Source organism: Stappia sp. BW2, assembly GCF_008107695.1.
Lineage (GTDB): Bacteria > Pseudomonadota > Alphaproteobacteria > Rhizobiales > Stappiaceae > Roseibium.
On the sequence record NZ_VIRG01000070.1, the window covers coordinates 431,750 to 457,630 of the forward strand.

Below are 25,881 nucleotides of genomic sequence, written 5' to 3' on the forward strand. Positions count from 1 at the left end.
TTCCCCAGGTGCTGCGAAAGCTCGAGATTGAGCCGCGTTTCCTGCGCTTTGGCACCTTGGCGAAGACCTCTCCGCCTCAAACCATCTTGTCTTGAGTTACGGGTTCACGCCCTGGACCCGTGGTTCGGCCGCAGCCCTTAGCCAGTCGACAACAACGGCTGCCTGCGCCCGGTTCCGGCTCTGGTGCGACAGCACGTAATGATAGGCGTTATCCGGCTGCAGTGGCGGCAGGCCGGCGGAGACCAGCAGGCCTTTTTCGACCTGATCGCCGGTGATCGAGCGCCAGCCGAGCATAACACCGTGTCCGGAGATGGCTGCCTGGGTGGCCTGAACGTAGTTGGAGAACCTGAGTCCCTTAGCGGAGCCTGCCGCTTTCTGGTGCGTACGGCCAAGATAGTCGGGCCAGGAGATCCAGCGCCGGTCGCTCGTGTCCACATGGATCAGAAAGGCCGAGGCAAGGCTGCCGCCGTCACTCCGGATCCGTTCGGCGAGGGAGGGGGAGCAGACAGGCTCAACGGTTTCACGGAACAGAAGATCCACCGTGCCATCGTCCCAGCGGCCGTCACCGTAGCGCATGGCGATATCCGTACCCTGGCCGAGCCTGGGCACTTCCTGCTGCGTGGTGTGGACGTTCACCGCGATATCCGGATGGTCGATGTAAAAGGCTTCCAGCCGCGGCATCAGCCAGTAGGTGGCAAAGCCGATGGTGCAGGCAACGGTGACGGAGGCGCTGGCCGGATCGGTGAGTGCGCGGATGTCGTTCAGCGCTTCACTCAGCCGTTCCGTGTTCTCGACAACGGCCTTCAGCAGGATTTCGCCGGCTTCCGTCAAACTCGAGGGGCGTGTGCTGCGGTCAATCAGGGGGGCACCGATATGCTCTTCCAGCTGGCGCAGGGCCTGGCTGACCGCCGACATGGACACATTGAGTTCAGCCGCCGCGGCCTTGGTGCCACCGGCCCGTTGAACCGTCTCGAAAACGGAGAGCAGCCTGAGCGGTGGAATCCGGAGCATTTCTTCTCCCAACTTAAGTGCGAGCTTAATTTAAGTTTCGATTTTATCGTCTTTTCAAATCACCGGTGCAAGAGCAGATTCATTGAAGACATTCGAAAAGCTGCCACTTTCAGTGATGCGTGAGAAGCGTCTGAAGGGCTGTTGAACTAAACTTAAAAGGACGGAACCAATGCTTGGGACAGGTGATGCAGGTGTATTGCTTCAGGAAAAGGGGCTCGATGTACCGCTGAGCAACGGGCAAACCGCTTACTTCAACTACTACTGGCTGCGTGACAATTGCCCGAGTTCCTTTGATCCGGAAACCCGTGAGCGGGTCAACGATATCTTTGCTCTGGACGAAGCGCCGAAGGCTGCTTCGGCGGCCATCGTTAGCGGCCATCTCGAAATCTCCTGGGCTGGCACCAACGATGTTTCCCGTCTGCCGCTGTCGCTGCTCTCCGCTTACTCCGCCGGCGAAAAGCGTCCGGACATCGCGAACCTGCCGCGTGAGCCGTGGTATGGCGATCACTACGCGAAGATTGCGCGTTTTTCCTATGATGAGGTCATGGAAGATACCGAACGCCGGCGCGACTGGAGCCGGGCCATGCTGACCGATGGTGTCGCGCTTCTCACCGGCTTGCCGGATACGGACGCCGCGCTTACCGATACGGCGGGCCTCATCGGGAATGTGCGGCCGAGTTATTTCGGTCTGACGTTCGAGGTGAAAACCCACATCAAGCCAACCAACCTTGCCTTCACCTCCAAGGCGCTACCGCTTCACACGGATCTGCCGGACGAGGACCTGGCACCGGGCGTGCAGTTCCTGCATTGCCGGGCCAATACGGTGGAGGGCGGCAACAGCATCTTTGTCGACGGGCTGGCGGTCGCGGAAGATTTCCGCAAGGCCTATCCGGAAGACTTCGAACTGCTGGTCAATGTGGATGTGCCCTATTTCTGCGAGCATGACACATTCGACATGCGCTCCCGCCAGCGGGTAATCGAGCTGGACGAGTACGGCAACATTTCCGGTGTCACGATCAGCCAGCACCATGCCGACATATTCGACATGCCGCAGCATGATCTGGACCGCTACTATCCGGCGTTCTGTCGCTTTGGCCGGATGATGCGGGACAAGAAGTATCTGATGCAGTTCCGCCTGAACGCAGGCGAATGTATCGTCTTCGACAATCATCGTATCCTGCATGGCCGGGTCGCCTATTCGGCAACCAGCGGCGAACGGCACCTGCGCGGCTGCTACACCGACCGGGGCGAATTGCGCTCCACATACCGGATCCTGTCCGGGGAAGGACGGTTCAAATGAGTGTTGTCACGGATGTGAGCTTCGGAACGGCTCCGGACCGGCAGAGCGAACAGGCTCTGCGCGAGGATCTGGCAGCTGCCTTTCGCCTGGCGGTAAAATTCGGCTGGAGCGAATCCGTCGGCAATCACTTCAGTGCGGCGGTTTCCGACGACGGGTCGAAGTTCCTGATGAACCCGAAGTGGCGGCATTTTGCAGAAATTCGGGCCAGTGACCTGCTGCTGCTGGATGCCAACGACGACGCGGTGATGGCGAGCGAAAATGCGCCCGACGCGTCCGCCTGGTGCATTCACGGGACGGTTCACCGGGTCAACCCCAAGGCACGGGTGCTGTTTCACTGTCATCCGCCCCATGCCACGGCGCTGGCGACGCTGCAGGACCCCTCCATGAAGCCGATCGATCTGAACACGGCCCGCTTCTTCGGCAAGGTCGCGGTCGATCTCGGCTTTGGCGGTATGGCCGACGAGGCGGAGGAAGGCAGGCGGATTGCCGATACTCTGGGTGAGAAGCCGGTTCTGGTGATGGGCAATCACGGGGTTTCAATCTCCGCCGTGACGGTCGCCGAAGCCTTCGAGCATCTCTATTTCTTCGAGCGGGCCGCCGAAACGCTGCTGAAAGCCTATGCCACGGGTCAGCCACTGGCCGTCATGTCGGACAATCTGGCTGCCAAGACCGCCGCTGAATGGGAACCCTATGTCGGCATGGGCTATGCCCATTTCGACTATTGGAAACGGGATCTCGACCGGAGTGAGCCCGATTACCGGGACTGATCTCTGCGCATAACCATCTGTTTTTCGCCTCTCCGGTTCGGGGAGGCGAAATGCGTTTGGGCGAAGCATGGCAATCCTCCTCAATCGTCTCTCTGGAAATGAGTAGGCCCAAGGTCTCGCGCCGCCAGAACGGGGTGACATTGAGGCAACAGCTCGCCGCCATTCCGGACATAGGGGTACATATCGGCATCGCGTGAGCCGGAGACCAGATGTCAGCTCGAGCTTCAGCGAGCCTCCAATCATTGGACATCCGTCCAATTTTGAGAAGGAGGAGCTATGTTGCAAAATATGTCCGGGTTCTGGATCAGCGTTCGGCTTTTACCTGATCTGTCCGGAATAACGGCCGGGCAAACGTTCCCGCCAAGACCACCAGAACAGCAGAAATTCGCCCTGTAGTAGCGACCTAATACCCGTTGGAACCTGCTGCCTGCTAGCCTTCCTTCATCGCTATTTGCCACGCTGGAGGACGAAGCATGAGTGCGAAGAAGATCCTGATGATCACGGGTGATTTCACCGAAGATTACGAGACCATGGTGCCGTTTCAGACGCTGCTGGCCATGGGATATACGGTCGATGCGGTTTGCCCCGGCAAGAAGGCGGGCGACACGGTTGCCACCTGCATCCACGACTTTGAAGGCGACCAGACCTATTCGGAAAAACGCGGCCATAACTTCACGCTGAATGCCACCTTCGCCGAGGTTGACGTTGCCGGTTATGATGCTCTGGTGATCCCGGGTGGCCGGGCCCCTGAATATCTGCGCCTCGACGCGGCTGTTCTTGATGCCGTGAAGCATTTTATGGAAGCGGACAAGCCGGTTGCCGCAATCTGCCACGGAGCGCAGATCTTGACCGCTGCCAAGGTTATCGAGGGCCGCACCGTATCGGCCTATCCGGCCTGCCGTCCGGAAGTGGAACTTGCCGGTGCGACCTATGCTGATATTGCAATCGATGGTGCCGTGACCGACGGCAACCTTGTCACCGCTCCGGCCTGGCCGGCCCATCCTGCATGGCTGTCGCAGTTCCATGCGGTTCTGAGCGGTGCAGCCGCCGGCTCCTTGGCTGCCTGAGGCAAAAGGTGCGGGCCAGCTGACTGGGTCGCACCGTCAATTCCCATGGCAGTCGGTTTGAGGGAGCGCCGGAGCTCTCTCCAGAAGGTGAGATTGGAGGCTCCGCGGCGCCGTCCATTTGATCCTGACCCGTCTTCCTCAAATGATGGAAGAGGGCTAGGCTTTAGGCCAAGCAAGGCACGTTGAAGCGCCTTCAGCAGCTCCCGTGTTTTTGCTTGCACCCTGACGAACCGGAGGAAGCATCATGTGCAAACTCTTCATCGAGGCAGATTCCACGCTTTGGGAAAGCACGACCAAGTCGTTGCGCATCGATGGCATGGTGACATCGGTGCGGCTGGAAACTTTCTTCTGGAAGGTTCTGGACGAGATTGCCGGACGCGACGGCATGAATGTGGTGCAACTGATCACCAAGCTCCATCATGAAAGCATCGACGCAGGACACGATCTCGGGAACTTCACGAGTTTTCTGCGGGTGTGTTGCGGCCGCTATCTGGCGCTGCAATTGTCCGGCGATGTGCCGACCGACAAGCGACTGCCCATTGCAGGCCTCGATGCAGAGGGCATTCTGGAAGCCGAGACCGGCCGTATGCACTGAGGCAAGCGGCGGAGTGAACGCATTCATTTCTCCATCGCCATCCCGGCCAACCGGAACGACGATGGAAAGATGGGTATTTGAAACAGGTGGAACCCTTCCTCAGGCCGCGGCGTTCTGAGCTAGCGCAAGCCGCATGTCTTCGGCAACGTCGACCGGGGCTGCTTCTGTGGGAACCTGAAAGAGACCCAGTTTTTTCGTAACCTTGCCCAGCATCACCGACGCCGTCATCCAGACCAGAAGAGGGGCGAAAACCAGCGGCAGGGCTACGGGAAGGAGCCAGTAGAACATTTCCGGCGCGTAGCTGTGCGAGAAGGCGATAGCACCGGCTCCTGCAATGCTCATCCACCAGGTGGCGAAAAACGCGGCCGGGATTGGCAGGGAGCCGTCGTCCCGATCGGCCGTCGGCCAGCCGCTGTCTGCCCCTGTCAGCACCTGAAACACCGAGCGGCAGTGAAACATCATGTGGATCGGCGCAAGGATCGATGTCAGCAGGATTTCCAGCAGGAAGCTGATCAGCAGGCGTACAGAGCCGCCGAAATCTGCCGAATTGCCGCCAAGAAGCGCGCGTGCCACGAGCAGGAGCTTGGGCAGGATGAGCAGGGCCACCAGACCGAACAGCAGGGCAAGTGCCGTGGTCGTTTCCGGGTGAGGAAAGACCGGGAAGGGCGAATGGCCGTCGAAATAGACCGGAGGCGGCGCCACCAGCGGAGCGGCAAGACTTGCCAGCAGGAAGATGCACCAGATCGGCGAGGCCAGATAGGCAAAGACGCCTTGCAGGATCGAAATCCGGCTCCAGAAACGGAAGCGAGGTGCGGCCAGAATGCGGCTGTGCTGCAGATTGCCCTGGCACCAGCGCCGGTCGCGCTTGGCGTAGTCGACCATATTTGCCGGTGCTTCCTCGTAGGAGCCGGTCAGATCCGGGTCGAGTCGTACCTTCCAGCCGTCACGTGCCAGAAGCGCGGCTTCGACAGTATCGTGGCTGAGGATATGACCGCCAAAGGGCGGTTTTCCGGTGAGGGGGGCCATGCCGCAAGCCGAAGCAAAAGCGCGGGTGCGGATCAGCGCATTGTGACCCCAGAACGTTCCTTGCTCGCCCTGAACCGCGGCCAGTCCGCGCGCGAAGTAAGGTCCGTAAAGACCGGTCGCGAATTGCAGCAAACGGCCGAACAAGGTGGACAGCCCGATAATCTGCGGCAGCGATTGCAGCAAACCGAGGCGCGGATCGGCTTCCATTCGCCGAACCATCTCCAGGATGGTCTTTCCGTCCATCAGGCTGTCGGCATCGAGCACCAGCATATATTCGTAGGCGCCACCGGATGTCGTCAGGAAGTCGGCGATATTTCCGGCCTTTCGGCCGATGTTCTGCTCGCGTCTCCGATAGAACAGGCGTCCGCCGGCATTCTGGCGGACCAGCAACTGTTCATAGGCACGCTGTTCCTCTTCGCCGACGTCCGCTTTGGTGGTGTCGGACAGCACGAAGAAATCGAACCGGTCGGCCTCGGGCAGGGCTGCGACCGATTTCATGATGGCCTCCAGACGGGCGAACACCGGTCCGGTGGCTTCGTTGTAGATGGGCAGGAGAATGGCGGTGCGGCCTTCCGGAAGATCGTCGGTCGTTGATCTTTCCTCAGGCGGAAACAGGATGCCGAAAAGGGCAATACATCCGCCCCAGGCCAGCCAGAAGGAGGCGATTGCCATGAGCGTGATGCGGACTATGTCCAGCCAGTCGAACCCGTCCGACTGGACGACGATGGCAAACATGTAGGACGCCCCTGTGGTCAGGCAAAGGGCGATCACTGCCATGGCCAGCCGCCGAAAGGCTGTCGACCAGGCTCCGGAGCTGGCCAACTTCATGTCAGCGGTCCTTGGCTGGAACCGGAACGCGTTTCATCTGTGGTGCCAGCGGATGCAAGGCCCGATGCCACAGGGCAACAAGCGGCGCAAAGCGGACGGCCAGCGGCGGGTTGAGGTCATGCTGCGGCATTTCCAGCCCGTGGCGTGGGGCGGGCACCGGCAAGGTCCTGATGAAGTCTGCCCGGTCCTGCGGCGTGGCGGAGACATGTGCAATGCCGCCACGAGCGGCCGGCGCATTTGCGAGAGCGGACAAGAGCGCGTCATCGCCAAGGTCGGGGCGCTTCAGGACAGACCGGACTTCGTCAAGCAGATCGCTGTCGGCGAAAAGGGCCGGACTGGCCGTTTGATCGATACTCACATGCTGTGTCATCTGTTCCCACTCCACTGATACATCCAGGTTTCCGTTACATCCGTCCCATCCAGTTGCAGGGCGAGAATGAACTCGACCGGTACTTCCTCGTCGTCGCGCTCGATATCGAGCACAACTCGCCAGCTGCCGCCTTCCAGCCGCTGGACGAACTGGTGTTGAACCTTGCCGTTCTGCAGGTTCAGCTTCGGTGTCAAAGGAGCTTCCGCTCCCAGGTCGGCCAGATTGCCACCGGCAAATTCCACGACGAATTTGCGCAGTTTCGGATCCGGATCTGAGGCGGCCGCGCCCCCATGCCCTGTGCTGGTCGCAATCACCTGTGCCAGTTGGGTGCCCGGTTCCGGTTCCCGGCCCCAGATCATCCGATAGGCAAAACGGTGTTCAGAACCTGCCTTGGTTCCGTTCTTCGGGACCCAGCTTGCGACGAGGTTGTCGTATATCTCTTTTTCGGCCGGGATCTCCGCCAGCATCACCTGGCCGTTGCCCCAGTCGTTGATCGGCTCGATCCAGAGTGACGGCCGGCGCTGATATTTGGCTTCCGTGTCCTGGTAATGATCGAAATTCCGGTCTCGCTGCAGCAGGCCGAAGCCGGCCGGGTTCTCTTCGCTGAAGAACGAGAGCGCAAGCTCATCCGGATTGCGGGCCGGGCGCCACAGACGTTGACCGTTCTGGCGCAGGATCAGCAGCCCGTCATTGTCGTGAACTTCCGGGCGGTAGTCATCGAAGTTGGTGCGGTCGTTCTCGCCGAACAGATACATCGATGTCAGCGGTGCGATGCCGAGACGTTCGACATCTTCGCGCAGGAAAATGCGAGCATCCACCTCCATCACCGTGTTGATGCCCGGCTTGATCGTGAACTGATAGGCCCCGGCAACGCTTTCGCTTTCAAGCTCGGCAAAAAGCCGCAATTCGGCGGCCCCGTCCGTCGGGCGCTCCAGGTAGAATTTCGTGAAGCGCGGGAACTCTTCCGGTCCGGCGATGGCGGTGTCGATCGCAAGTCCGCGCGCGGACAGGCCATAGACGTTGCCCTTGCCGAGTGCCCGGAAATAGCTTGCCCCCAGGAACACAACCAGTTCGTCGAAATACTCCGGCGTGTTCAGCGGATGGTGCAGGCGGAAACCGGCGATGCCCGGCAGGTTCACGTCCTTGAATTTCTCCGGATCCAGCGGGTCACGGTATTCGAAGTCCGCTCCGGTGAAGTGCAGTTCACTTATCTTGCCGTCGACGATTTCGTAGAGCTCGACAGGTTCCTTGTAGAGCCAGCCCGGGTGGAACGCCTGCAGTTGATAGTTGCTGCCGGTATCCTTCCAGACTGAACGTTCAGGATTGAAGCGAATGGCACGGTGCTGGTCATAATCGAGCTTGGCAAGAATTTCGGGCAGTTGAGGGATATCGGGGGAATAGGCCTTGCCAGCCTTTTCCTTCATCCGCTCGACGAGTGCCGGGAAGTTAAACTCTTCACCTGCCGCAAAGGAACCGCCTGACTGCGCAGGTGCGGTATTCTCTGCAGCGAATGCAGTGCGCAGATCCGTGCCTGCCAGAGCGCCTGCCGCAAGGGCCGTTGCCGATAAAAACGTGCGTCGATTGATCACGACGATTGGTCACCTTGTTGAAATTTAAGTGTTCTTTGTGGTTCTTCTTCTGTATGAGCACGCGCACTGAAGCATTTTTAAGGAGAAATACGGACCAAAAAATGGCAATCGTGTGCAGCGCAGCATCGCAGGCCTGTTTGATTGACTTTCAAACGCCCGAGCCGATGGTTGGTTTCAAAATTATTTTGAAAAAGATGCGCCCTGGATGCCGGTTGCAATCCTTTCGGCAACATAATCAGCGATTGCCATCGCCGAGGTCAGGCCGGGGGATTCGATTCCGTAAAGCGCGACAAGGCCCTCGAGCCCGTGGTCAGAAGGTCCATCGATGCGGAAGTCTGCGGCGGGTTCGCCTGGGCCGGATATCTTGGGCCGGATGCCGGAATAATCAGGTACCAGGGCTCCGTCGGCAAGGCCTGGCCAATAGCGGCGGATAGCAGAGTAGAAACGCTCGCCGCGGGCCGGGTTTACCCGGTAGTCCACCGTCTCCACCCATTCCACATCCGGTCCGAAGCGTGCCTGATGTTGCAGGTCGAGCGTCAGGTGAACGCCGAGCCCGCCTGGCTCCGGCACGGGGTAGATGAGCCTGGAAAACGGTGCCTTTCCCTGAAGCTTGAAATAGCTGCCCTTTGCGAGATAGGCAGCCGGAGGATTGGCGCCTTCCAGTGCTGAAGCCAGTGCAGGCGCGCCGTGGCCCGCCGACAGGATCAGTTCCTTGCATGTCAGGGCGTAGGTGTCGGTCCCGTCCGTCTCCGCGTGAACCCGGTAACCGCCCCGCGTCAGACGTTCCAGCCGTGCAACCCTGGTGTTCAGCACGACCTGGCCGCCGTTTGCTTCCAGCCCGCCCTGAAGGGCGAGCATGAAGCCGTGGCTGTCGACAATGCCGGTGGAGGGAGACTGCAAGGCGCCGGTGCAAGCGAGTTCCGGTTCGGCGTGTTTCAGGCTGTCCCGGTCCATAAATTCGAGATCAGAGACCCCGTTTTCAGCGGCTTTGCGCCGGATTGCCTGAAGCTGTTCCAGTTGATCGTTATTGGTCGCAACGATCAGTTTGCCAATTCTCTCGTAACCGACGCCGTTCTCGGCGCAAAACCGGTAGAGCTGCGCCTTGCCCTTCACGCAGAGGCGGGCCTTCAGACTGCCGGCCGGATAATAGATACCTGCGTGGATGACTTCCGAGTTGCGGGCGCTGGTCTCCGATCCGATGAGACCATGCTGTTCCAGAACCATCACCTCACGGCCTCTCAGGGCCAGGTCTCGCGCAATGGCGAGCCCAACGGCTCCGGCGCCGATTACGAGGGTTTCGATGTCATGCATGGATCAGTCGAATAGCGGCAAATCCGGGTCCTTGAAAGGGCGTCTTGGCTTTATTTCCTCAGCCAGTCCGGCTTTTTCTAAATTTTCGAGAGCTTGCGAGATGATGGTGAGGTGGTTCGATAGTTTTTCATCATTCCAGAGCGATATGTCGTTCAGCGAGTAGACAGTTTTCTTTCTTGCTTCTTTTTTGTTCGGTGCAGAAACATCGATGTATTCAATGTCTGTTTTTTCACCATAAAACTCTTGGTCTAACAGGTGTTTCTTAAGAACCGTAAAGAGTCCCCCGCATTGCTCTAAGTTGAGGCCTCCATTTTTTCGTGGTTGCAGGAAGCAGATCTTAATGACTTCGTTCTCTACGAAAAAGAATGGCACCCTAAATGGAGCCGCTCTGTCTTTTCCAAAATGGAAACTTCTCTTCGGTAATTGAAAAACTTGTGCTTTCCGACCAAAGGCCTCTGGTGCAGCAAGTCGGACAACCTCGGCATTCGGTTTGCGACCAACTTTGCTACCAGCCTTCTCGCAGCCTGCCACCAACTGCTCAATGTCGTGGAAGCCTTTATATGCGCTTTGAAGTATTTTTGACGCATTCAAGTAGTTGAATTTGCCGGTACTATCTAAATAGATCGAGGTTAGATGAAGCTCTGCGGTTTCAACGCTAGTTGCATCCACCCGGAATAATTCCGGTAGGGAGGGGGTGTATAGGCGTTTCGTCACTAACAAATCTCCTCGATCTAGTCCGGGACCACCTTCAACCTCCCACCCGGAACACTAAACCATTCTTTTATCATATCGTTTGATATGAACATACCGGGAACAGCTTTTGTTTCCGCTTCTTTCCACACTTTGTCCCACGGACTATTTACTTCGTGAGTTAAGTCTGAAAGCTGATAAGCGTGAAACTGTGCGTAATATCTAAAAACATCAATCAAAAGCTGTTCTTCCTCCATGCTAAAGCTATCGTTCGCGTATGCGAATTCCAACTTTCTCGGGTCGAATTTTTTTAGCTTTTCAGAGACAACAGCAGAACCATATTGCTTCACTTCGTCGTAAACGACTCTACTTACAGGTCCGTGCTTCCATGCTTCGAACGGCTGGCCGACCAGTGGCTTGTCATACTTGACCAAATACCAAGCATGAGCGAAGTACATGATCTTTAAGAGGGTCATGGGAGTTAATCCCATGTCCCTCTCATCAGCCTGTGACAAGAAAAAGTTTGCTACCGCGCGCGCGTCATAGGTCATCAGAATACACTCGTGATTCTGAACCCATCTTACCACCATTTCTCCGGTGCGAAGGAGCCGGCGGCGTCTTCGATAACCTGGCCGACCTGGAAGAGCGTGCTCTCTTCGAAAGGTTTGCCGATCAGTTGAAGACCGAGCGGCAGGCCGTTGTTGTCGAGGCCGGCCGGAACGGAAATGCCCGGAAGACCGGCCATGTTCACGGTCACGGTGAAGATGTCGTTGAGGTACATTTTCACCGGATCCGAATGAAGGTCCTGGTCGGCAACGCCGAAGGCGGCAGACGGGGTGGCCGGGGTCAGGATGGCATCGACACCGTTTTCCCAGGCAAGGTCGAAGTCGCGCTTGATCAGCGTGCGAACCTTCTGGGCTTTCAGGTAGTAGGCATCGTAGTAACCGGCCGACAGAACGTAAGTGCCGATCAGGATACGGCGCTTGACCTCTTCCCCGAAGCCTTCGGCGCGAGTGTTCTCGTACATCTCGACGATGTCCTTGCCCGGAACGCGCAGGCCGTAGCGCACGCCGTCATAACGGGCAAGGTTCGAGGAGGCTTCCGCCGGTGCCACGATGTAATAGGCCGGCAGGGCGTATTTGGTGTGCGGCATGGCGATGTCGACGATCTCCGCGCCGGCATCCTTCAGCCAGTCGATCCCTTTCTGCCACAACGCTTCGATCTCGGCAGGCATGCCTTCCAGGCGATATTCTGCTGGAATGCCGATCTTGAGGCCTTTGACGGATTTGCCGATGGCAGCTTCATAGTCCGGCACCGGAAGATCGACGGAGGTGGTGTCCTTGGCGTCGACGGACGCCATCGACTTCAGCATGATCGCGCTGTCCCGCACAGTGTGGGCGATCGGGCCGGCCTGGTCGAGCGAGGAGGCAAAGGCGACAACGCCCCAGCGGGAGCAGCGGCCATAGGTCGGCTTGATGCCGACAGTGCCGGTGAAGGCCGCCGGCTGACGGATGGAGCCGCCGGTGTCGGTGGCGGTGGCCCCCATGCACATGCGGGCGGCAACAGCGGCAGCGGACCCGCCGGAAGATCCGCCCGGAACCAGATCCTGGTTGGAACCCTTCTTCCGCCACGGGTTGATCACCGGGCCGTAATAGGAGGTTTCGTTGGAAGAGCCCATGGCGAACTCGTCCATGTTCAGCTTGCCGAGCATGACCGCGCCGTCGGCCCAGAGGTTGGACGTGACGGTGGATTCGTAAGCCGGCTTGAAGCCGTCCAGAATGTGGCTGCAGGCTTGGGTGTGCACGCCCTGAGTGGCGAACAGGTCCTTGATGCCGAGCGGAATGCCTTCCAGCGCGCCGCCTTCGCCCTTGGCAAGCTTGGCGTCGGATGCCTTTGCCATGTCGCGCGCCTTGTCGGCAGTCACGGTCACATAGGCATTCAGGCTTTCATTGGCTGTCTCGATGTTCTTGATGAAGGCATCGGTCAGTTCCAGCGACGTGTAGTCCTTGTTCTTCAGGCCTTCACGGGCTTCGGCAATGGTCAGTTTGGTCAGATCGGTCATGGATTTGAGCTCTCAGGCGGCCGCCAGCGGCCGGGAATAGAAAATGGAATAGGGACTGTCGGGATAATCAAGCACGGGTCCACAGCGGTTGAAGCCGGCACGTTCGTAGAGGCGCCAGGCCGCCGGGTGCTTGTCGCCGGTTTCCAGAACGAGCTCGGAAAGGCCCTCCTGGGTTGCCAGCGCTATGATCCGGTCCAGAATGCGGCCGCCAAGACCAAGACCCTGATAGGCCGGCCTGGTATACATGCGCTTCACTTCAGCAACGCCATTCGGGTGCCGGTGCAGGGCACCGCAGGCAGCCACCTTGCCGTCAATCCGGGCGACGAAGACGGTCGTTGTCTCGCCGGCCATTTCTTCGGCTGTCATGTGGTAGCAGGCCTCAGGCGGGCTCAGCGTCAGCAGCAGGGCGTTCAGCTCGGCAATCATCTCGCCCATGTCGGCAGACAGGGGCGTTTCGATGGCGATAGCTGGAACAGGTGCGATCATCCGGGTGGTCCGCTTATTCGACGACTTTCGGCACCATGAAGAAGTTATCTTCGGAGGCCGGCGCGTTCAGGGTGATGTCGGCAGCCTTGCCGCCGTCGGTGACGCCGTCCGTGCGCTTTTTCATGGTCTGCTCGACCACGGACGTCAGCGGTTCGACGCCGGAAATATCGACTTCATCAAGCTGCTCGACAAAGCCGAGAATGGCGTTCAGTTCGCCGGTCATGCGGGTTGCGTCTTCTTCGCTCACCTTGATGCGTGCCAGGCGGGCAACGCGTTTCACCGTATCGGTATCAACAGACATGTTTTCCTCGTCTTTGCAGGTGCCCGAAGCGTTTTTTCGTTCCAGGCTTGTGCTCTTCTTGCGGCGGCGGACCGGCGAAGGCAAGCGTGTGGACTTGCGTAACCGCTGAATTCGGAATAAATCGGTACCAATGGTAACCGAAATAGAGGCCTGCGCATGACACAGTCCCCCGAAACGATCCGTCCCTTGCCGATGGCAGCCATCGTCTACCTGGCCTTCGAACCGGATTGGTTGGCGCTTGATCGCCATGAGCGGGGGGAGATTGCCGGTCAGATCGGCGAGATCCTGGCGCGTCACCCGAAGGTGACGTTCGAGTGGTTCGATGCCGATGCGCTGGCAGGCGGCTTTTCCGATTTCGCGATTTGCCGGTTTTTCGACATGCGCGCCTATCACCACCTGTGGGAGGAACTGCGCGACACGGTGATCTTCTCAAAGCCCTATGCACGGATCGTCAACGTGACGACCGGTATCGAGAACGGGTTCCAGGATTACGAAACAGCCCTTGAAGAAACCGGCGATGCCTGAGGAAAGCACAGCCGGACGGCCGCAGGAGGAGAGGGTCAGCAAGGCGCTTCTGGAGGCAACGCTCACCGAGCTGGCCGAGAACGGCTACGAGAAGACCACCATTGCTGCAATCGCCGCACGCGCGCGCACCAGCAAGCAGGCGGTCTACCGGCGCTACGCGGACAAGGGCGCGTTGATTGCGGCGGCTGTCGAGGCAGCTCTCGCCAGCGTTAATCCGGCACCGCCTCAGCGGGGTAGCGTCGCCGAGGATCTTCGGCAATGTCTTTCCAACACCGTTGCGGCCTTGCAGGATACCGCGCTGGGCGCTGCGGTTCAGGCGCTGGTGCCGTATCGCGACAGGCCGGACCTCGCAGGTGTTCTGGACGAGGCCGAGGCCGCCCGGCGGCTGGTTCTGCGCCAGATCTTCATCGCGACACCGTTCGAAGTCGATATGGAAACCCGGATCGATCTGCTGCTCGGGCTGATCTATTTCCGCCTGCTCATCCGCAATATCAGGATCGAGGCCAGAGACATCGAGACGGCTATCTATCTGGTGCTGGGCCTTGTGGCGCCGCGAGAGCCTGCGCCCCGTCAGGAGCTGCCGGGCCTCCCGGGAGTCTGAAGGTATCTGCCATCACGATTTTCTCGCTTTCCGTTAGCGGCTCTGTGAACAAGGGTGATTGGCCAATTTCTGCAGCAGAAGACATGGTTTTCATGCTTGGAGCGACAGGCTCCAGGTCATCAATCCGTTTCACACTCCATTGGAGACGCTCATGCCGCTCTATACGTCCAAATCGGTTCTGCTGGGACTGACCGCGCTCTTCTCCGCTGCCGCCTTCACGGCTTCCGCCGACGACATCACCACTTTCACCAAAGGCGGGGCCGCAATCGGCGGAACCGATCCTGTTGCCTATTTCACGGTCGGCAAACCTGTTGCCGGCTCCGACGAATATACGGCCGAATATGACGAGGTTACCTGGAAGTTCTCGTCTGCCGAAAACCGCGACAAATTCGTTGCCAACCCGGCGAAATATGCCCCTCAATATGGCGGCTTTTGTGCCTTCGGTGCCTCCATGGGTTTCAAGGTGCCGGTGGTTCCGGAAGCCTGGTCGATTGTTGACGGCAAGCTTTACCTGAACAACTCTCTGAATGTTCAGGACCGGTTCGAAAAAGATGTGCCGGGCAATATCCGCAAGGCGACCCTCAACTGGGACATCATCAAGGACAAGGAGCCGGGCGAACTGACGGATCCGATCATCCGCGAGTGACGCTGTTGTTCCTGTATCTCAGCCGGAAGCCCGCCAACAGGCGGGCTCAGGCCTCGTCGCTAAAACGTGATGTAGACTAAAATTGCACCGGACAAGCGCAGTGTCGGCCGGGAGAGGGGAGGCAAAACCCCGTCCTGCGAGACACAGAGACATTTTTCCGGGCGGCAGATCTTTAAATCGGCTTTCGTGGATGTTAAATCTTGAGAATATTACTCAAGAATTATGAGGTGCCTCTTGGCCAAGTCTGCGAAACGCCAACCCCGCTTTCTGACCGTCAGGTCGACGCGCTACCTCAGCCCCAATCTCGTCCGTGTCACCTTTGCCGGGCCGGAATTGCAGGGATTTCCCGAAGGCCACGAGGGTGCGAACTGCAAGTTGCTGCTGCCGCGTGACGGCGAAAGCCGCGAGGCCTTTGAAGCGCATTATGCACCGGACGGACCTTCCGAACGCGTGCATCCGATCCGCACCTACACGGTCCGTGCCTTTCGCAAAGACGCGCTGGAACTCGATATCGACTTTGTAGCGCACGGCGACGAAGGGCCGGCAACGCGCTGGGCACAGCGGGCTGGGGAAGGCGACTTCCTCGGTTTTCTTGGCCCAAGCCAGCCGAAGATTACCGAGTTTCATGCCGACTGGTATCTCCTGGCGGCAGACCTTTCCGCAATGCCGGTGGTGGAAGCGACGCTTGAGGCAATGCCGCGCGATGCAAGCGGGCTTGTGCTGTTCGAAGTTCCCTCTGAGGATGACAAGCGCGACATTGCGGCTCCCGAGGGCGTCGAAATCAGGTGGCTGATCCAGGAGCGACCGCATGTGCCTTCGACAGCGCAGGTGGACCTTGTGAAGTCCCTGGAATGGCCTTCCGGACCTGTTCAGATCTGTATCGCCGGTGAAAGCTCCGTCATTCGGGCGCTTCGGGACCATCTTCATAACGAGCGGAAAGTCCCCAAGGCGGACACCTATATTTCCGGTTACTGGAAAATCGGACTTGTCGAGGACGAACATCAGCAGCTCAAAAGGGCGGAAGCCGCCTGAGGTCCTTCGCCGGTATTTGCACCTCTCACCGGCTGGACGCGGGTCCTGCCGGCGGGAAATGCTGACCACCCGTATGGCCCGGCCGGAACATATCTGTCGTAGATCCAAATCTTGCCATCAATCCGGGATCCGCTAGATCTGTAATTACAGGTTTTTCGGGAGGTGGTTTCATGCGTGGTTTGGCAGTTGTTCTTGGTCTCGTTTCCGCCGGCGTTGCCTTTGTTCCGGCTGCATGGGCTGCCGGTCCGGCTTTCGATTGCGCGAAGGCGGAAAGTTCAGCGGAGAAGCTGGTCTGTTCGAATGACGACCTTGCGGCGCTGGATCAGAAACTGGCGGATGTTTACGAGGGCGCGGTCGGCGTCGTGAAGTCGCTGGATGCGGGTGCGGAAAAAGAACTCAACACGCTGAAGGCCTATCAACGTGGCTGGGTGAAGGGGCGCGATGACTGCTGGAAGAGTGACGACGAACTCGCCTGCGTCCGCTCAGCCTATGAACGCCGGATTGCGGAACTGACCGCGCGCTATCAGCTGATCAAGGGACAGGCCCCGGTCTTTTACACCTGCAACGATAACCCGGCCGACGAGATCGTAGCGACTTTCTTTGATACCGAACCACCGTCAGCGCGGCTGGAGCGTGGCGACACGACCGAGATTGTCGTGCAGGGGCCCAGCGGGTCCGGTGCGCGTTACGAGGGCGACTTCGGCATTCTTTTCTGGATCAAGGGTGACGAGGCCATGGTCGATTGGCCACAAGGTACGTCATTCGATTGCAAGGCGCGTGGCTGACAGGCCCGTTTCGGCCTGTCAGGCTGCGAAAACCGGCCGATGCCTTGTGAGCAGCGGCCGGTCTGGCCGTAATTAGCCGTCCTTGTAGTAGTAGCTGTAGCCGTTGAGGGCAGGAGCGCCGCCGAGATGGGCATAAAGCACCTTTGATCCGGCAGGAATTTTGCCCAGTTTGACCAGATCGATCATGCCTTGCATCGACTTGCCTTCATAGACCGGGTCGGTGATCATTGCCTCGGTCTTGGCGGCGAGCCGGATGGCTTCGTTGGTTTCTTCAGAAGGAACCCCGTAGGCCGGGTAGGCGTAGTCCGGGTTGATCACGATCTCGTCGTCCCGCACCGTGCGGCCAAGCTCCACGAGGGAGGCTGTGTTGTCGACGATCTGACGAACCTGCGAACGGGTCTGTTCCACGGTACCCGAAGCGTCGATACCGATCACGCGATCAGCCCGGTTCTGGTCGGCGAAGCCGACGATCATGCCAGCCTGTGTTGAGCCGGTCACCACGCAGACGACGATATAGTCGAAACTGAAGCCAAGCTCTTCTTCCTGCTGCTTCACTTCCTCCGCAAAGCGCACATAACCCAGACCACCGAACTTGTGCACGGATGCACCGGCGGGAATGCCGTATGGCGTGCCGCCTGCATCGCGAACGGACTGCATGGCGTCTTCCCAGCTCTGGCGAATGCCGATGTCGAAACCATCTTCGACCAGGCGCGAGTCAGCACCCATAAGGCGGGTCAGAAGAATGTTGCCGACCCGGTCGTAGACGGCATCATAGTGAGGCACCCACTTTTCCTGCACCACGACGCATTTCATGCCGATCTTGGCGGCGGTCGCTGCGACCATGCGGGTGTGGTTGGACTGAACGCCGCCTATGGAAACCAGCGTATCGGCGCCGGATGCGATGGCGTCGGGTACGATGTACTCCAGTTTCCGCAGCTTGTTGCCGCCAAAGGCGAGGCCGGAGTTGCAGTCTTCGCGCTTTGCATAAATCTCCACCTTGCCGCCAAGGGCTTCGGAAAGCCGGGGTAGGTGTTCGATAGGCGTCGGGCCGAAGGTGAGGGGATAACGTTCAAATTTGCTGAGGTTCATGGAGCGCACCGGATAGGTTGTTGATGCGTAAATCCTCGCAGAAATTGCCGGAAAGGTGCTTTCAAATTTTTATGAATTTTTTCTGTTCTCGAGAGATGTGAATGGATAAGAGTTCGTATTTGAATCAATCGATGCCAGAAAAATGAAAGAATCTTCCATGGCAGATGAATTGGACCGGATCGATCGCAAGATTCTGAAACTGCTGCAGGAAGATGGCCGCCTGAGCAACGCCGAACTTGCCGGTCTGGTGAACGTTAGCCCGGCCACCTGCCACAGACGCACACAACGCCTGTTCGACGAGGGGTTCATTCAGGGCGTCCATGCGCAAATCGACCCGCAAAAGGTCGACAGATCGGCCCTGGTGATTGTTGGCGTCGTGCTGGACCGGTCGACGCCACAGAGTTTTGAGGAGTTTGAAGAGGTCGTCCGAAAGGCGGACTTCATTCTCGACTGCCATCTGGTCGCGGGCGACTTTGATTATTTTCTGAAGATCCGCACACGGGACATGACGGATTTCAACAAGCTTCACGGCGAAAAACTGATCGTGCTGCCGGGGGTGCGCCAGACGCGTACGTTCTTCGTCATGAAGGAAGTGACCGACAACGCACCGCTACCTTTCTAGAACTCCCCGGACACCACGCCTGACCTGCCGGACGGGGCTTCGCAGACCGGGGGGGCTGATGAGCGTCCCGGATGAATGCCCCGGATGCGTGCTTCCAAATCCCTTGCCATAGTCCTGCTGTCAGGAAGCCTTGAGCGTCCGTGACCAAAAAACGGTTGCATCGGGCGGGAACATTACAGTACAGATCCGATATGTAATAACATAACATGATGTAGCGTAGCATATCGCATCGACTGGAGGCCCTATGTCTGATCGACGTCTGCCCGTAACCGTTCTGTCCGGCTTCCTGGGAGCTGGCAAGACCACCTTGCTCAATCGCGTTCTCAACAACCGTGCCGGGTTGAAGGTGGCCGTGATCGTCAACGACATGTCGGAGGTCAATATCGACGCTGATCTGGTGCGGGCTGGCGGTGCGGAATTGAGCAAGACCGAGGAAACCCTCGTGGAAATGTCCAACGGCTGCATCTGCTGCACCTTGCGCGATGATCTTCTGAACGAAGTGCGCCGTCTTGCTGGCGATGGCAGGTTCGACTACCTGCTCATTGAATCAACCGGGATTTCCGAGCCTTTGCCGGTGGCGGCGACTTTCGATTTCCGTGATGAAACCGGCAACAGCCTGTCCGATGTGGCAAGGCTCGACACGATGGTGACCGTGGTCGATGCGGTCAATCTTCTGGGAGATTTCTCCAGCCATGATTTCCTGAGCGACCGGGGCGAGACGCTTGGTGAAGAGGACGAGCGCACGCTGGTGCACCTCCTGACCGACCAGATCGAGTTTGCCGATGTGGTGGTTCTCAACAAGGTGGGCGCGGCGACAGCGGGGCAGGTCGATGCCGCCCGCAAGATCATCCGCAGTCTCAATGCCGATGCGAAGATCATCGAGACCGACTTTTCGGACGTCTCGCCTTCCAAAATCCTCAATACGGGGCTCTTCAACTTCGAGAAGGCTCATGAGCATCCGATGTGGGCGAAGGAACTTTACGGATTTGCCGATCATGTTCCCGAAACGGAGGAATATGGTGTTGCCTCCTACGTCTACCGGGCAAGACGGCCATTCGATCCGGAAAAGATCCACGAGGTGCTCAACGGGCAGCTTCCTGGTGTCATCCGTGCCAAGGGGCATTTCTGGATCGGGAGCCGGCCGCAGTGGGTGATCGAGTTTTCACTGGCAGGGGCGCTCTCCAGCGTAAGCCCGCTGGGGACATGGTGGGCGTCGGTGCCACAGGAACGCTGGCCGGATGACGAGCGTGCCCGGGCCTACGCAAAGTCGCTCTGGGTTGAGCCTTTCGGCGACCGGCGGCAGGAAATTGTCTTCATCGGCGCGGGCATAGACTGGCCGCTGCTGAAATCTCGGCTCGACGCGTGTCTGATCGGCGAAGAGGCGGGTGATGATCTGGCGAGCTTTGCGCATCTGCCCGATCCCTTTCCGGCCTTTCGCCACGCGGACCGCGCAGCATGACGGCGCTGGAGCTGAAGGCTGAGGCCTTTTCGAACGGCCCCGCCGCTCGGGACGTTATCATCGGCCGGGATCCGGACATCCTCGCCGACATTCGTGAACCGGGCGTCGCCGCCGCCATCTGGCGGCGGACACCGGAGCCCGAATTTCAAAAGTGGATCGATGCTTTGCCGCCAGACAGCCTGCCGGAGCTGCGGACGGTGGTGCCGGTCCATCTGGCCGAAACGGCTGTCATGGCGGCCTGCGAAAGCCATGGCGTCCCGGTGTGTGAAATGCGGGACACGCTGGCAAGCGATGTCGGCGCACTCGCCCTTATGCTGGCAAAGACCCTGACGGTGCGTCTGGTGCGGTTGCGGCTGGATGTTTCGGAAGACGTCATGTGTCCGAAGTTCCACCTGGACAATGTTCGGGCTCGGTTGTTGTGCAGCTACCGCGGGGCGGGGACGGAATACGTTCCGGAAAATATCGCCCATGAGAGCGGCCGCATCCGTCAGGTGCCGCCCGGTGGCGTTGCTCTTTTCCGGGGCCGGAAATGGTCCAGCGAGGAAAGGACGGCGCTTCTGCACCGCTCACCGGTCGCGACACCGGAAAGTGGTCCGCGGCTTCTTCTGGTGATTGATCCGGCGGATTAGGTCGAAGGCTCAGTCTGCCCCATGCTGACGATAGAGCCAGGAGCGGTATCGGTCCAGGTGTTGCGTGACGATGGTCGCCAGACGGGCATCGTCACAGATCGTCTCTGCCGTAATGGCATTGCTCGTGAGGCCAAGGGAAAATCCGGCTTCACTGACGATTTCTGCAGACATGGTTCGAAGGATCTCTTCCAGCTGGGGAGGGGCGAACGCATGGCGGGAGGTGACATGGGCAAGGGCGACTGGTTTTCCGGGAAATTTCTGGCAGCCGACCATCCAGTCGAGGGCGTTCTTGAAGCTCCCGGGCAGCGCATGCATGTATTCCGGCACCGCGAAGAGCAGCCCGTCCGCGCGCGCCACCTGCGCGCGCAGATCGGCAACGATTTCCGGCAGGCTATCGGTGACGTCGAGATCCGGCACGAAATGCGGCAGTTCGCCGATGCGGTCATAGCGGCTGAGAACCAGCCCCTCCGGAACCAGCCGTTCTGCTGCGTTCAGCAAAGCCAGGTTGGACGAGGCGGCACGCAAACTGCCGCAAAATGTGAGGATCTTCAGAGGCAAGGAACCGGTCCGCTTGAGGTGGGCAAGAGGCTGAGCCTATCGGATTCGCCCCGCCGCGTGATCCCCCAGGAGACTTCTGGCGAGTGCCGCCTTACCGGCTGGCTGCTGCCAGGGCCGCACCGAAGCCGACAAAGAGCGTGCCTGTGACCCTGCGCACCCAGAGCATTCGTTTTGCGGAGGTCAGGAAGCGGCGCATGTGGCCGCCTGCATAGGCAATCGCTGCATGGTTGGCGAAACACAGGGCTGCGTATGTGAAGGACAGCACCGAGATTTCCAAGGGATCGATGCCGTCGGCCCGCATGAACTGGGGGAACAGCGCGGTGATGACCAGAATGGCTTTCGGATTGGTGATGGAAACCAGCAGCGCTTCCAGAAACAGTTTTCTGGGGCTCTTGCGGGCGATCAGGACGCCTTCTTCCACATGAAAGGCCGACTTGTCGCGCCAGATCTTGATGCCGATGAAAATCAGATACGCCGCACCGATGACTTTCAGCACGGTGAAGGCCACAGCGGAGGTCGCCATAAGGGCGCCAAAGCCAAGGGCGACAGCGTAGCCCAGGATCACCAGTCCCGTGGCGTTGCCAGCCGCCGAGGCAAGGGTCGCGTTGCGCCCGAACCGGAGCGTGTTGGAAATAGCCAACATGACCGCCGGGCCGGGACTGACGGCAGGCAGAAGCGAGACGGCAATGAAGACGAGCCAAAGATCTATCGGCATGTGTGTTCTCAAGAAAAAGGCCGCGAAGCGCAGCCGGAGGGGTGTTTCAGGGCAGCAGCCGGCCGTCGCTGACGGCCTGGTTCAGAAGGTCCTGGGCAAAATCCCATAGACCGGGGAAGGGAGACAGGCGGGATTCCTTCGTCAGCTTCAGGGCTTCGGCAGAGATTGGCTCGTGGGTCGGATCGTCCAGGCCGGAAGCAAAGACAAGAACCATCGGATGCAGGGCGTCCATGGCATTGGCAAATTTGGCTTCCGGTGTTTCGTTGGCCTCAAACTCCAGCCACAGGCCCTTGAAGTCCAGTTCCTGGGACGTTGGAAGCAGGGCAAACAGACGGCTGGCAGCCGCTTGTTCCAGCTCCTTGATGCCGGCCCGGTTGTCGTCGGTGACCCAGTGGTCGCCCGCGTCGATTTCCACCAGGTCGTGAACGGCAAGCAGTTTGACCACATGGTTGATGTCGGTGCCGGCCGGGGCGTGTTCGGCGAGGGTGAGCGTCTGCAGGATCACGTGCCAGCAATGTTCGGCCGTCGTCTCGCGTCGGGCGCCGCCCGTGAGCTGGTTGAGCCGGACCACTTCCTTCAGCTTGTCGGTTTCCAGAAGAAACGCGACCTGCCTTTGCAAGGTGTCGTTCATCAGATCTCGCCCATGGCCCTGCGGAAGCGGGCGACACTTTCGGCGAAACCGTAGATCAGTGCATCGGCGGTGAAACCGTGGCCGATCGACATTTCCCGAATGAAGGGCGCGCGCGCCATAAGAGCAGGGATGTTTTCCACGGTCAGGTCGTGCCCGGCATTGACGCCAAGCCCGCAGCTCTTCGCGGCTTCCGCCGTGGCGACGATCTTATCGAGTTCCTTTTCAGCGCGTCCCGGGTCGTCATAGCAGGCGCCATAAGGCCCGGTGTAGATCTCGATCCGCTCGGCGCCCAGCCTTGCTGCATGTTCGGGCGCGGCCGGGTCCGGATCGCAGAAGAGCGAGACCGTGACCGCCCATTCCCTGGCGGCGGCAATCGCCGTTTCCAGGGCGCCAGTGTCTTTCGAGAAGTCCCAGCCGTGGTCCGAGGTGGTTTGCTGCGGGTCGTCCGGCACGAACAGAACCTGTTCGGGGCGCGCCTCTTCCACCAGCTTCATGAAGTCGGGGGTCGGAAAACCTTCCAGACACAGCTCCTTGTTCGGGAACCTGTCCTCGATCAGCTCGGAGAGCTCGAACACGTCCGTCTTGCGGATATGACGCTCGTCCGGGCGTGGATGCACGGTGATGCCCTTGGCGCCGGCTTCCATCGCGATGGTGGCCAGTCCGGTCACACTTGGCCAGGGCAGGTCCCGGCGGTTGCGCAGCATGGCGATGGCGTTGACATTGACGGAAAGGCGCGAAACGGCAGGCATGATTGATAGTCCGGTGAAAACGGTTCTGATCTGGCTTTAAGAGACTGGGTCAGGGTTGCAAGATTGTGTCAAAAGCCGTTGAAGTCAAACGAGGAATTGTCACTAGAGACAATGTTTTCAGTCTCCGTTCTCCCGGTTTTTCTCGGCAGATTGCCGCGGAGAGGGTTTCAGCCAGCCCTGATACCTCACAAGCCGGCCGAGGCCGGGGAGCGAGATTTCGACGTCGAAGCGGAAGATGCCGTCCGGTGTGATCTCGGTGGTGTTGCTGACGGGCAGCAGCCAGCGCGGCAAGGGCAGACCAACCAGCCTGCCGCTGCGAACGGGATAGGCGAGGGCGCCGTCCTTGAGGTTCAGATGAATATCGAACGTCGTTGGCCCGAACCGTTCCTGAACCACACCGGAGCCGGGCGCTCCGGCAAGACTGAGCACGGACCGGAATGTCTTGCCGCCGAAATTGCGTAACCAGACCTCCTTGTCGCCCTGCCGTTCGATTGTCACCGTCACCGGCGTCGCATCCGCCGCGGGTGGGAAGCCGACGATACGGCAGAGCAACTGGCCAAGCCGCGATGTGCCGCGGGTGACCTTTGCTTCTCCGGACCACTGCCGTCGGTCGAAGACCGTGTGGAGGGAACGGACCGGTTCCGGCAATGCCTTGAAGGTTGCGCCAAGTGCCTGCTGGAACAGGACCGGTGCAGACTGTGTTGCCGTATAGGTGTGAACGTTCAGATGCGCGGTGGCATCCTTGACGTCTGACAGGGAAAATTCCCCCAGGCAGGGCCGTGCTCCCGGGGGGACATCACCTTCACACAAGTGCCTGCACATGATGGCGCCCGGAACAGCCGGAATATGCGGGCCGTCGCCAGCTTCTGCGATCAGCGTCCAGCTTGTCGCCAGGGGCATACCGTCCGGACCCAGCCCGGCAAGTCGGACTTCCATGCCGCCGCGGTCGGAGCCGAAGTGTTCAAACCAGCCTGCGACGGTTCGAAGGAGCGGGGCAGCAGCCTGAAGAGACCTCACAAGACGAAGACGAGCCATCCAGGAAAGGGCCCAGAGTCCCAGATGCAGGAGAGGAAGTTCCAGACCCGCCCGGAAAAGCACCGTTCGGGCCTTATAGGCTTCAGGAAAGAGCGCCAGATCAGGCGCGCCGATGAAGCTTGACCAACGCCGGGTAAGGCCGTTGCCGCCGTCTGGTCCGATCCGGCGTCGGGAAAGACCGGACCAGCCGATGACTTGCGTCCACCTGCCGTCGCGATAGACGTCAACGGGCTTTCCGGACTGGGCCAGGATCGCCTCGATCACCGACAGGCCGCGCGGAGCCCGGTTGCCGGGCAGGATGGCGCTTTCGATCAGGTCGAGTTGCGAGAAATTATCCTGAAGAGCCTCAACCGCAACGGACGAAAGGGCCGGGACGCTGGAGACACCTGACAGCACGGTCAGTCCAGCTGCGCGTGCCTGCTCATCCAGAGCGGCAATGCCGCTGGTGAAGCCGGCGTCGTCCGACAGGTCCAGATAATGGCTTCCGGCCGCCAGCGCGGCTTCAGCAACGGCATAGGGGGCTTGATGGTAAGCTTGAAAGGGTCCGACCGCGTCGACGGTCACGAAGGGGCGAAGGGCCTGAAGGGCAGCAGCGAAATCCGGCGCGGTTCGATCCAGAACGGCGGCCGTGCCGCCATGTTGACGACAGAAGGCTTCGGCCTTTTGCAGGCTGCGGCCGGCGATAATTACCTCCAGAGGCTGGTGCCTCAGCAGGGCCTCGGCCAGTTTGCCGCCGAAAACGCCATAGCCGCCCAGAACGACGATCCGCCTCCTGGACGAGGGCTCAGTCAAGGAGCCGCTCCTTCAGGGCCGACGAAGGCAGAGGGCAGGTGCGCCTGCCGATCCGATAGCGGTTTCCGGCAATCCTGTCGTAAGTCCAGTCCGCGAAGCTGCGCGGCAGAAGCTCCAGGATCGCAAGTCCTTTCCAGGGCCAACCAAGGCTTTTCATTGTTGTGGTGAAGGACGCCATTTTGGTATAGGCCCTGCCATGACGGATGACGATGTTGGTTTCCATCTTCTGCGGGTCGAGCCCGTGTCGGCGATAAAGTGCCTGTCCGGTTTGCGAATGGGCGTCGACAAAGCGAAAGCCAACTGTCCGGTCGTGCCGGGCGACGAACCGGGCAAAGCCTGAACACAGAACGCAGATGCCATCGAAGACAATCAGGTTATCGGGCAGGTCCGTCAAAACGGGAGGTGGCTGCCTGTGGCTTGATCTGGTTTCCATTGTCTTGGTGCTTTCGCAGGCAATGACGTATTTCGCTTGAGACTTAGGCATGGAATGCACGCCTTGGCGAACCCGCACAAGGTCGCAGGAGAGTATTACGACGAGGTTTTCAGGTCCTGCCGATTCCTCTAAGAAAAAGGGCAAGGGACTGGCGAATCTGATGTTTCAGGTTCAAGG

29 protein-coding genes are annotated in these 25,881 nt (G+C 59.5%); 12 read left to right on the forward strand and 17 right to left on the reverse strand.

Annotation, left to right across the window (positions count from 1 at the left end; all coding sequences use genetic code 11):
* Positions 1 to 96: 96 nt before the first annotated feature.
* Complete coding sequence (locus FMN63_RS20910) at positions 97 to 1,011, reverse strand: LysR substrate-binding domain-containing protein (RefSeq protein ID WP_148586093.1); 915 nt, start codon at positions 1,009 to 1,011, stop codon at positions 97 to 99.
* Positions 1,012 to 1,180: 169 nt separating this feature from the next.
* On the opposite strand from FMN63_RS20910, the gene FMN63_RS20915 reads away from it, so the two are divergent.
* The 4 genes from FMN63_RS20915 (at position 1,181) to FMN63_RS20930 (ending at position 4,740) form a co-directional block, all read left to right on the forward strand.
* On the forward strand, positions 1,181 to 2,311 hold the full coding sequence (locus FMN63_RS20915) for a TauD/TfdA family dioxygenase (protein ID WP_148586094.1): 1,131 nt from the start codon (positions 1,181 to 1,183) through the stop codon (positions 2,309 to 2,311).
* The gene (locus tag FMN63_RS20920) at positions 2,308 to 3,078 is read left to right on the forward strand and encodes a class II aldolase/adducin family protein (protein ID WP_148586095.1); all 771 of its coding nucleotides are present in this window, start codon (positions 2,308 to 2,310) and stop codon (positions 3,076 to 3,078) included. Before FMN63_RS20915 ends, FMN63_RS20920 begins: the two co-directional genes overlap by 4 nt.
* 473 nt (positions 3,079 to 3,551) lie before the next feature.
* Positions 3,552 to 4,145, forward strand: a complete 594-nt coding sequence (locus FMN63_RS20925; protein ID WP_162530091.1) for a DJ-1/PfpI family protein — start codon at positions 3,552 to 3,554, stop codon at positions 4,143 to 4,145.
* 244 nt (positions 4,146 to 4,389) lie between these two features.
* Positions 4,390 to 4,740 (forward strand): ribbon-helix-helix domain-containing protein, encoded by a 351-nt coding sequence (locus FMN63_RS20930; RefSeq protein ID WP_148586096.1) that lies wholly within the window; start codon positions 4,390 to 4,392, stop codon positions 4,738 to 4,740.
* 99 nt (positions 4,741 to 4,839) lie between these two features.
* Here FMN63_RS20930 and mdoH read toward each other — a convergent pair whose 3' ends face one another.
* The 9 genes from mdoH to gatC form a co-directional block, all read right to left on the reverse strand.
* Entirely contained in the window at positions 4,840 to 6,594 is a 1,755-nt protein-coding gene (mdoH, locus tag FMN63_RS20935; protein WP_148586097.1) for a glucans biosynthesis glucosyltransferase MdoH, read from the reverse strand.
* 1 nt (position 6,595) lies between these two features.
* Complete coding sequence (locus FMN63_RS20940; protein ID WP_148586098.1) at positions 6,596 to 6,964, reverse strand: hypothetical protein; 369 nt, start codon at positions 6,962 to 6,964, stop codon at positions 6,596 to 6,598.
* Positions 6,961 to 8,553: an OpgD/OpgG family glucan biosynthesis protein gene (locus FMN63_RS20945; protein WP_286192719.1), complete on the reverse strand. Its 1,593-nt coding sequence runs from the start codon at positions 8,551 to 8,553 to the stop codon at positions 6,961 to 6,963. Before FMN63_RS20945 ends, FMN63_RS20940 begins: the two co-directional genes overlap by 4 nt.
* A gap of 180 nt (positions 8,554 to 8,733) precedes the next feature.
* Positions 8,734 to 9,864: an NAD(P)/FAD-dependent oxidoreductase gene (locus FMN63_RS20950; RefSeq protein ID WP_148586099.1), complete on the reverse strand. Its 1,131-nt coding sequence runs from the start codon at positions 9,862 to 9,864 to the stop codon at positions 8,734 to 8,736.
* Between the two features lie 3 nt (positions 9,865 to 9,867).
* The gene (locus FMN63_RS20955; RefSeq protein ID WP_148586100.1) at positions 9,868 to 10,578 is read right to left on the reverse strand and encodes a hypothetical protein; all 711 of its coding nucleotides are present in this window, start codon (positions 10,576 to 10,578) and stop codon (positions 9,868 to 9,870) included.
* Between the two features lie 17 nt (positions 10,579 to 10,595).
* A complete protein-coding gene (locus FMN63_RS20960; RefSeq protein WP_162530092.1) occupies positions 10,596 to 11,105 on the reverse strand; it encodes a Panacea domain-containing protein in 510 nt (169 codons plus the stop codon).
* 29 nt (positions 11,106 to 11,134) lie between these two features.
* On the reverse strand, positions 11,135 to 12,616 hold the full coding sequence (gatA, locus tag FMN63_RS20965) for an Asp-tRNA(Asn)/Glu-tRNA(Gln) amidotransferase subunit GatA (RefSeq protein ID WP_148586102.1): 1,482 nt from the start codon (positions 12,614 to 12,616) through the stop codon (positions 11,135 to 11,137).
* A 12-nt stretch (positions 12,617 to 12,628) separates the two neighbouring features.
* On the reverse strand, positions 12,629 to 13,102 hold the full coding sequence (locus FMN63_RS20970; protein ID WP_148586103.1) for a GNAT family N-acetyltransferase: 474 nt from the start codon (positions 13,100 to 13,102) through the stop codon (positions 12,629 to 12,631).
* A gap of 13 nt (positions 13,103 to 13,115) precedes the next feature.
* A complete protein-coding gene (gatC, locus tag FMN63_RS20975; RefSeq protein WP_148586104.1) occupies positions 13,116 to 13,403 on the reverse strand; it encodes an Asp-tRNA(Asn)/Glu-tRNA(Gln) amidotransferase subunit GatC in 288 nt (95 codons plus the stop codon).
* A gap of 156 nt (positions 13,404 to 13,559) precedes the next feature.
* Here gatC and FMN63_RS20980 point away from each other — a divergent pair, with 156 nt between their 5' ends.
* From FMN63_RS20980 to FMN63_RS21000, 5 genes are all read left to right on the forward strand, one after another.
* The gene (locus FMN63_RS20980) at positions 13,560 to 13,928 is read left to right on the forward strand and encodes a darcynin family protein (RefSeq protein WP_148586105.1); all 369 of its coding nucleotides are present in this window, start codon (positions 13,560 to 13,562) and stop codon (positions 13,926 to 13,928) included.
* Positions 13,921 to 14,529 (forward strand): TetR-like C-terminal domain-containing protein, encoded by a 609-nt coding sequence (locus tag FMN63_RS20985; RefSeq protein ID WP_148586106.1) that lies wholly within the window; start codon positions 13,921 to 13,923, stop codon positions 14,527 to 14,529. Before FMN63_RS20980 ends, FMN63_RS20985 begins: the two co-directional genes overlap by 8 nt.
* Positions 14,530 to 14,680: 151 nt before the next feature.
* Positions 14,681 to 15,175, forward strand: a complete 495-nt coding sequence (locus FMN63_RS20990; RefSeq protein ID WP_148586107.1) for a YHS domain-containing (seleno)protein — start codon at positions 14,681 to 14,683, stop codon at positions 15,173 to 15,175.
* Positions 15,176 to 15,409: 234 nt separating this feature from the next.
* A complete protein-coding gene (locus tag FMN63_RS20995; protein ID WP_205514188.1) occupies positions 15,410 to 16,207 on the forward strand; it encodes a siderophore-interacting protein in 798 nt (265 codons plus the stop codon).
* 170 nt (positions 16,208 to 16,377) lie between these two features.
* Positions 16,378 to 16,992 carry an MliC family protein gene (locus FMN63_RS21000; RefSeq protein ID WP_148586109.1) on the forward strand — a complete coding sequence of 205 codons (615 nt, stop codon included), beginning with the start codon at positions 16,378 to 16,380 and terminating at the stop codon, positions 16,990 to 16,992.
* A 72-nt stretch (positions 16,993 to 17,064) separates the two neighbouring features.
* Here FMN63_RS21000 and FMN63_RS21005 read toward each other — a convergent pair whose 3' ends face one another.
* Entirely contained in the window at positions 17,065 to 18,081 is a 1,017-nt protein-coding gene (locus tag FMN63_RS21005; RefSeq protein WP_148586110.1) for a 1-aminocyclopropane-1-carboxylate deaminase, read from the reverse strand.
* A 142-nt stretch (positions 18,082 to 18,223) separates the two neighbouring features.
* Here FMN63_RS21005 and FMN63_RS21010 point away from each other — a divergent pair, with 142 nt between their 5' ends.
* From FMN63_RS21010 to FMN63_RS21020, 3 genes are all read left to right on the forward strand, one after another.
* Positions 18,224 to 18,703, forward strand: a complete 480-nt coding sequence (locus tag FMN63_RS21010) for an Lrp/AsnC family transcriptional regulator (protein WP_148586111.1) — start codon at positions 18,224 to 18,226, stop codon at positions 18,701 to 18,703.
* A gap of 244 nt (positions 18,704 to 18,947) precedes the next feature.
* The gene (locus FMN63_RS21015) at positions 18,948 to 20,162 is read left to right on the forward strand and encodes a GTP-binding protein (RefSeq protein WP_148586112.1); all 1,215 of its coding nucleotides are present in this window, start codon (positions 18,948 to 18,950) and stop codon (positions 20,160 to 20,162) included.
* A complete protein-coding gene (locus FMN63_RS21020) occupies positions 20,159 to 20,791 on the forward strand; it encodes a DUF1826 domain-containing protein (protein ID WP_148586113.1) in 633 nt (210 codons plus the stop codon). The genes FMN63_RS21015 and FMN63_RS21020 overlap by 4 nt, the downstream gene beginning before the upstream one ends.
* A 9-nt stretch (positions 20,792 to 20,800) precedes the next feature.
* Here FMN63_RS21020 and FMN63_RS21025 read toward each other — a convergent pair whose 3' ends face one another.
* From FMN63_RS21025 to FMN63_RS21050, 6 genes are all read right to left on the reverse strand, one after another.
* On the reverse strand, positions 20,801 to 21,349 hold the full coding sequence (locus FMN63_RS21025; protein WP_148586114.1) for an NADPH-dependent FMN reductase: 549 nt from the start codon (positions 21,347 to 21,349) through the stop codon (positions 20,801 to 20,803).
* Positions 21,350 to 21,440: 91 nt separating this feature from the next.
* Positions 21,441 to 22,064, reverse strand: a complete 624-nt coding sequence (locus tag FMN63_RS21030) for a LysE family translocator (RefSeq protein ID WP_148586115.1) — start codon at positions 22,062 to 22,064, stop codon at positions 21,441 to 21,443.
* 46 nt (positions 22,065 to 22,110) lie between these two features.
* Positions 22,111 to 22,695 carry an HD domain-containing protein gene (locus FMN63_RS21035; protein ID WP_148586116.1) on the reverse strand — a complete coding sequence of 195 codons (585 nt, stop codon included), beginning with the start codon at positions 22,693 to 22,695 and terminating at the stop codon, positions 22,111 to 22,113.
* Positions 22,695 to 23,444 carry a pyridoxine 5'-phosphate synthase gene (locus tag FMN63_RS21040; protein WP_148586117.1) on the reverse strand — a complete coding sequence of 250 codons (750 nt, stop codon included), beginning with the start codon at positions 23,442 to 23,444 and terminating at the stop codon, positions 22,695 to 22,697. Before FMN63_RS21040 ends, FMN63_RS21035 begins: the two co-directional genes overlap by 1 nt.
* 117 nt (positions 23,445 to 23,561) lie before the next feature.
* Positions 23,562 to 25,271, reverse strand: a complete 1,710-nt coding sequence (locus FMN63_RS21045) for a saccharopine dehydrogenase family protein (protein WP_148586118.1) — start codon at positions 25,269 to 25,271, stop codon at positions 23,562 to 23,564.
* Complete coding sequence (locus tag FMN63_RS21050; protein ID WP_286192720.1) at positions 25,264 to 25,755, reverse strand: thiol-disulfide oxidoreductase DCC family protein; 492 nt, start codon at positions 25,753 to 25,755, stop codon at positions 25,264 to 25,266. The genes FMN63_RS21045 and FMN63_RS21050 overlap by 8 nt, the downstream gene beginning before the upstream one ends.
* Positions 25,756 to 25,881 lie beyond the last annotated feature (126 nt).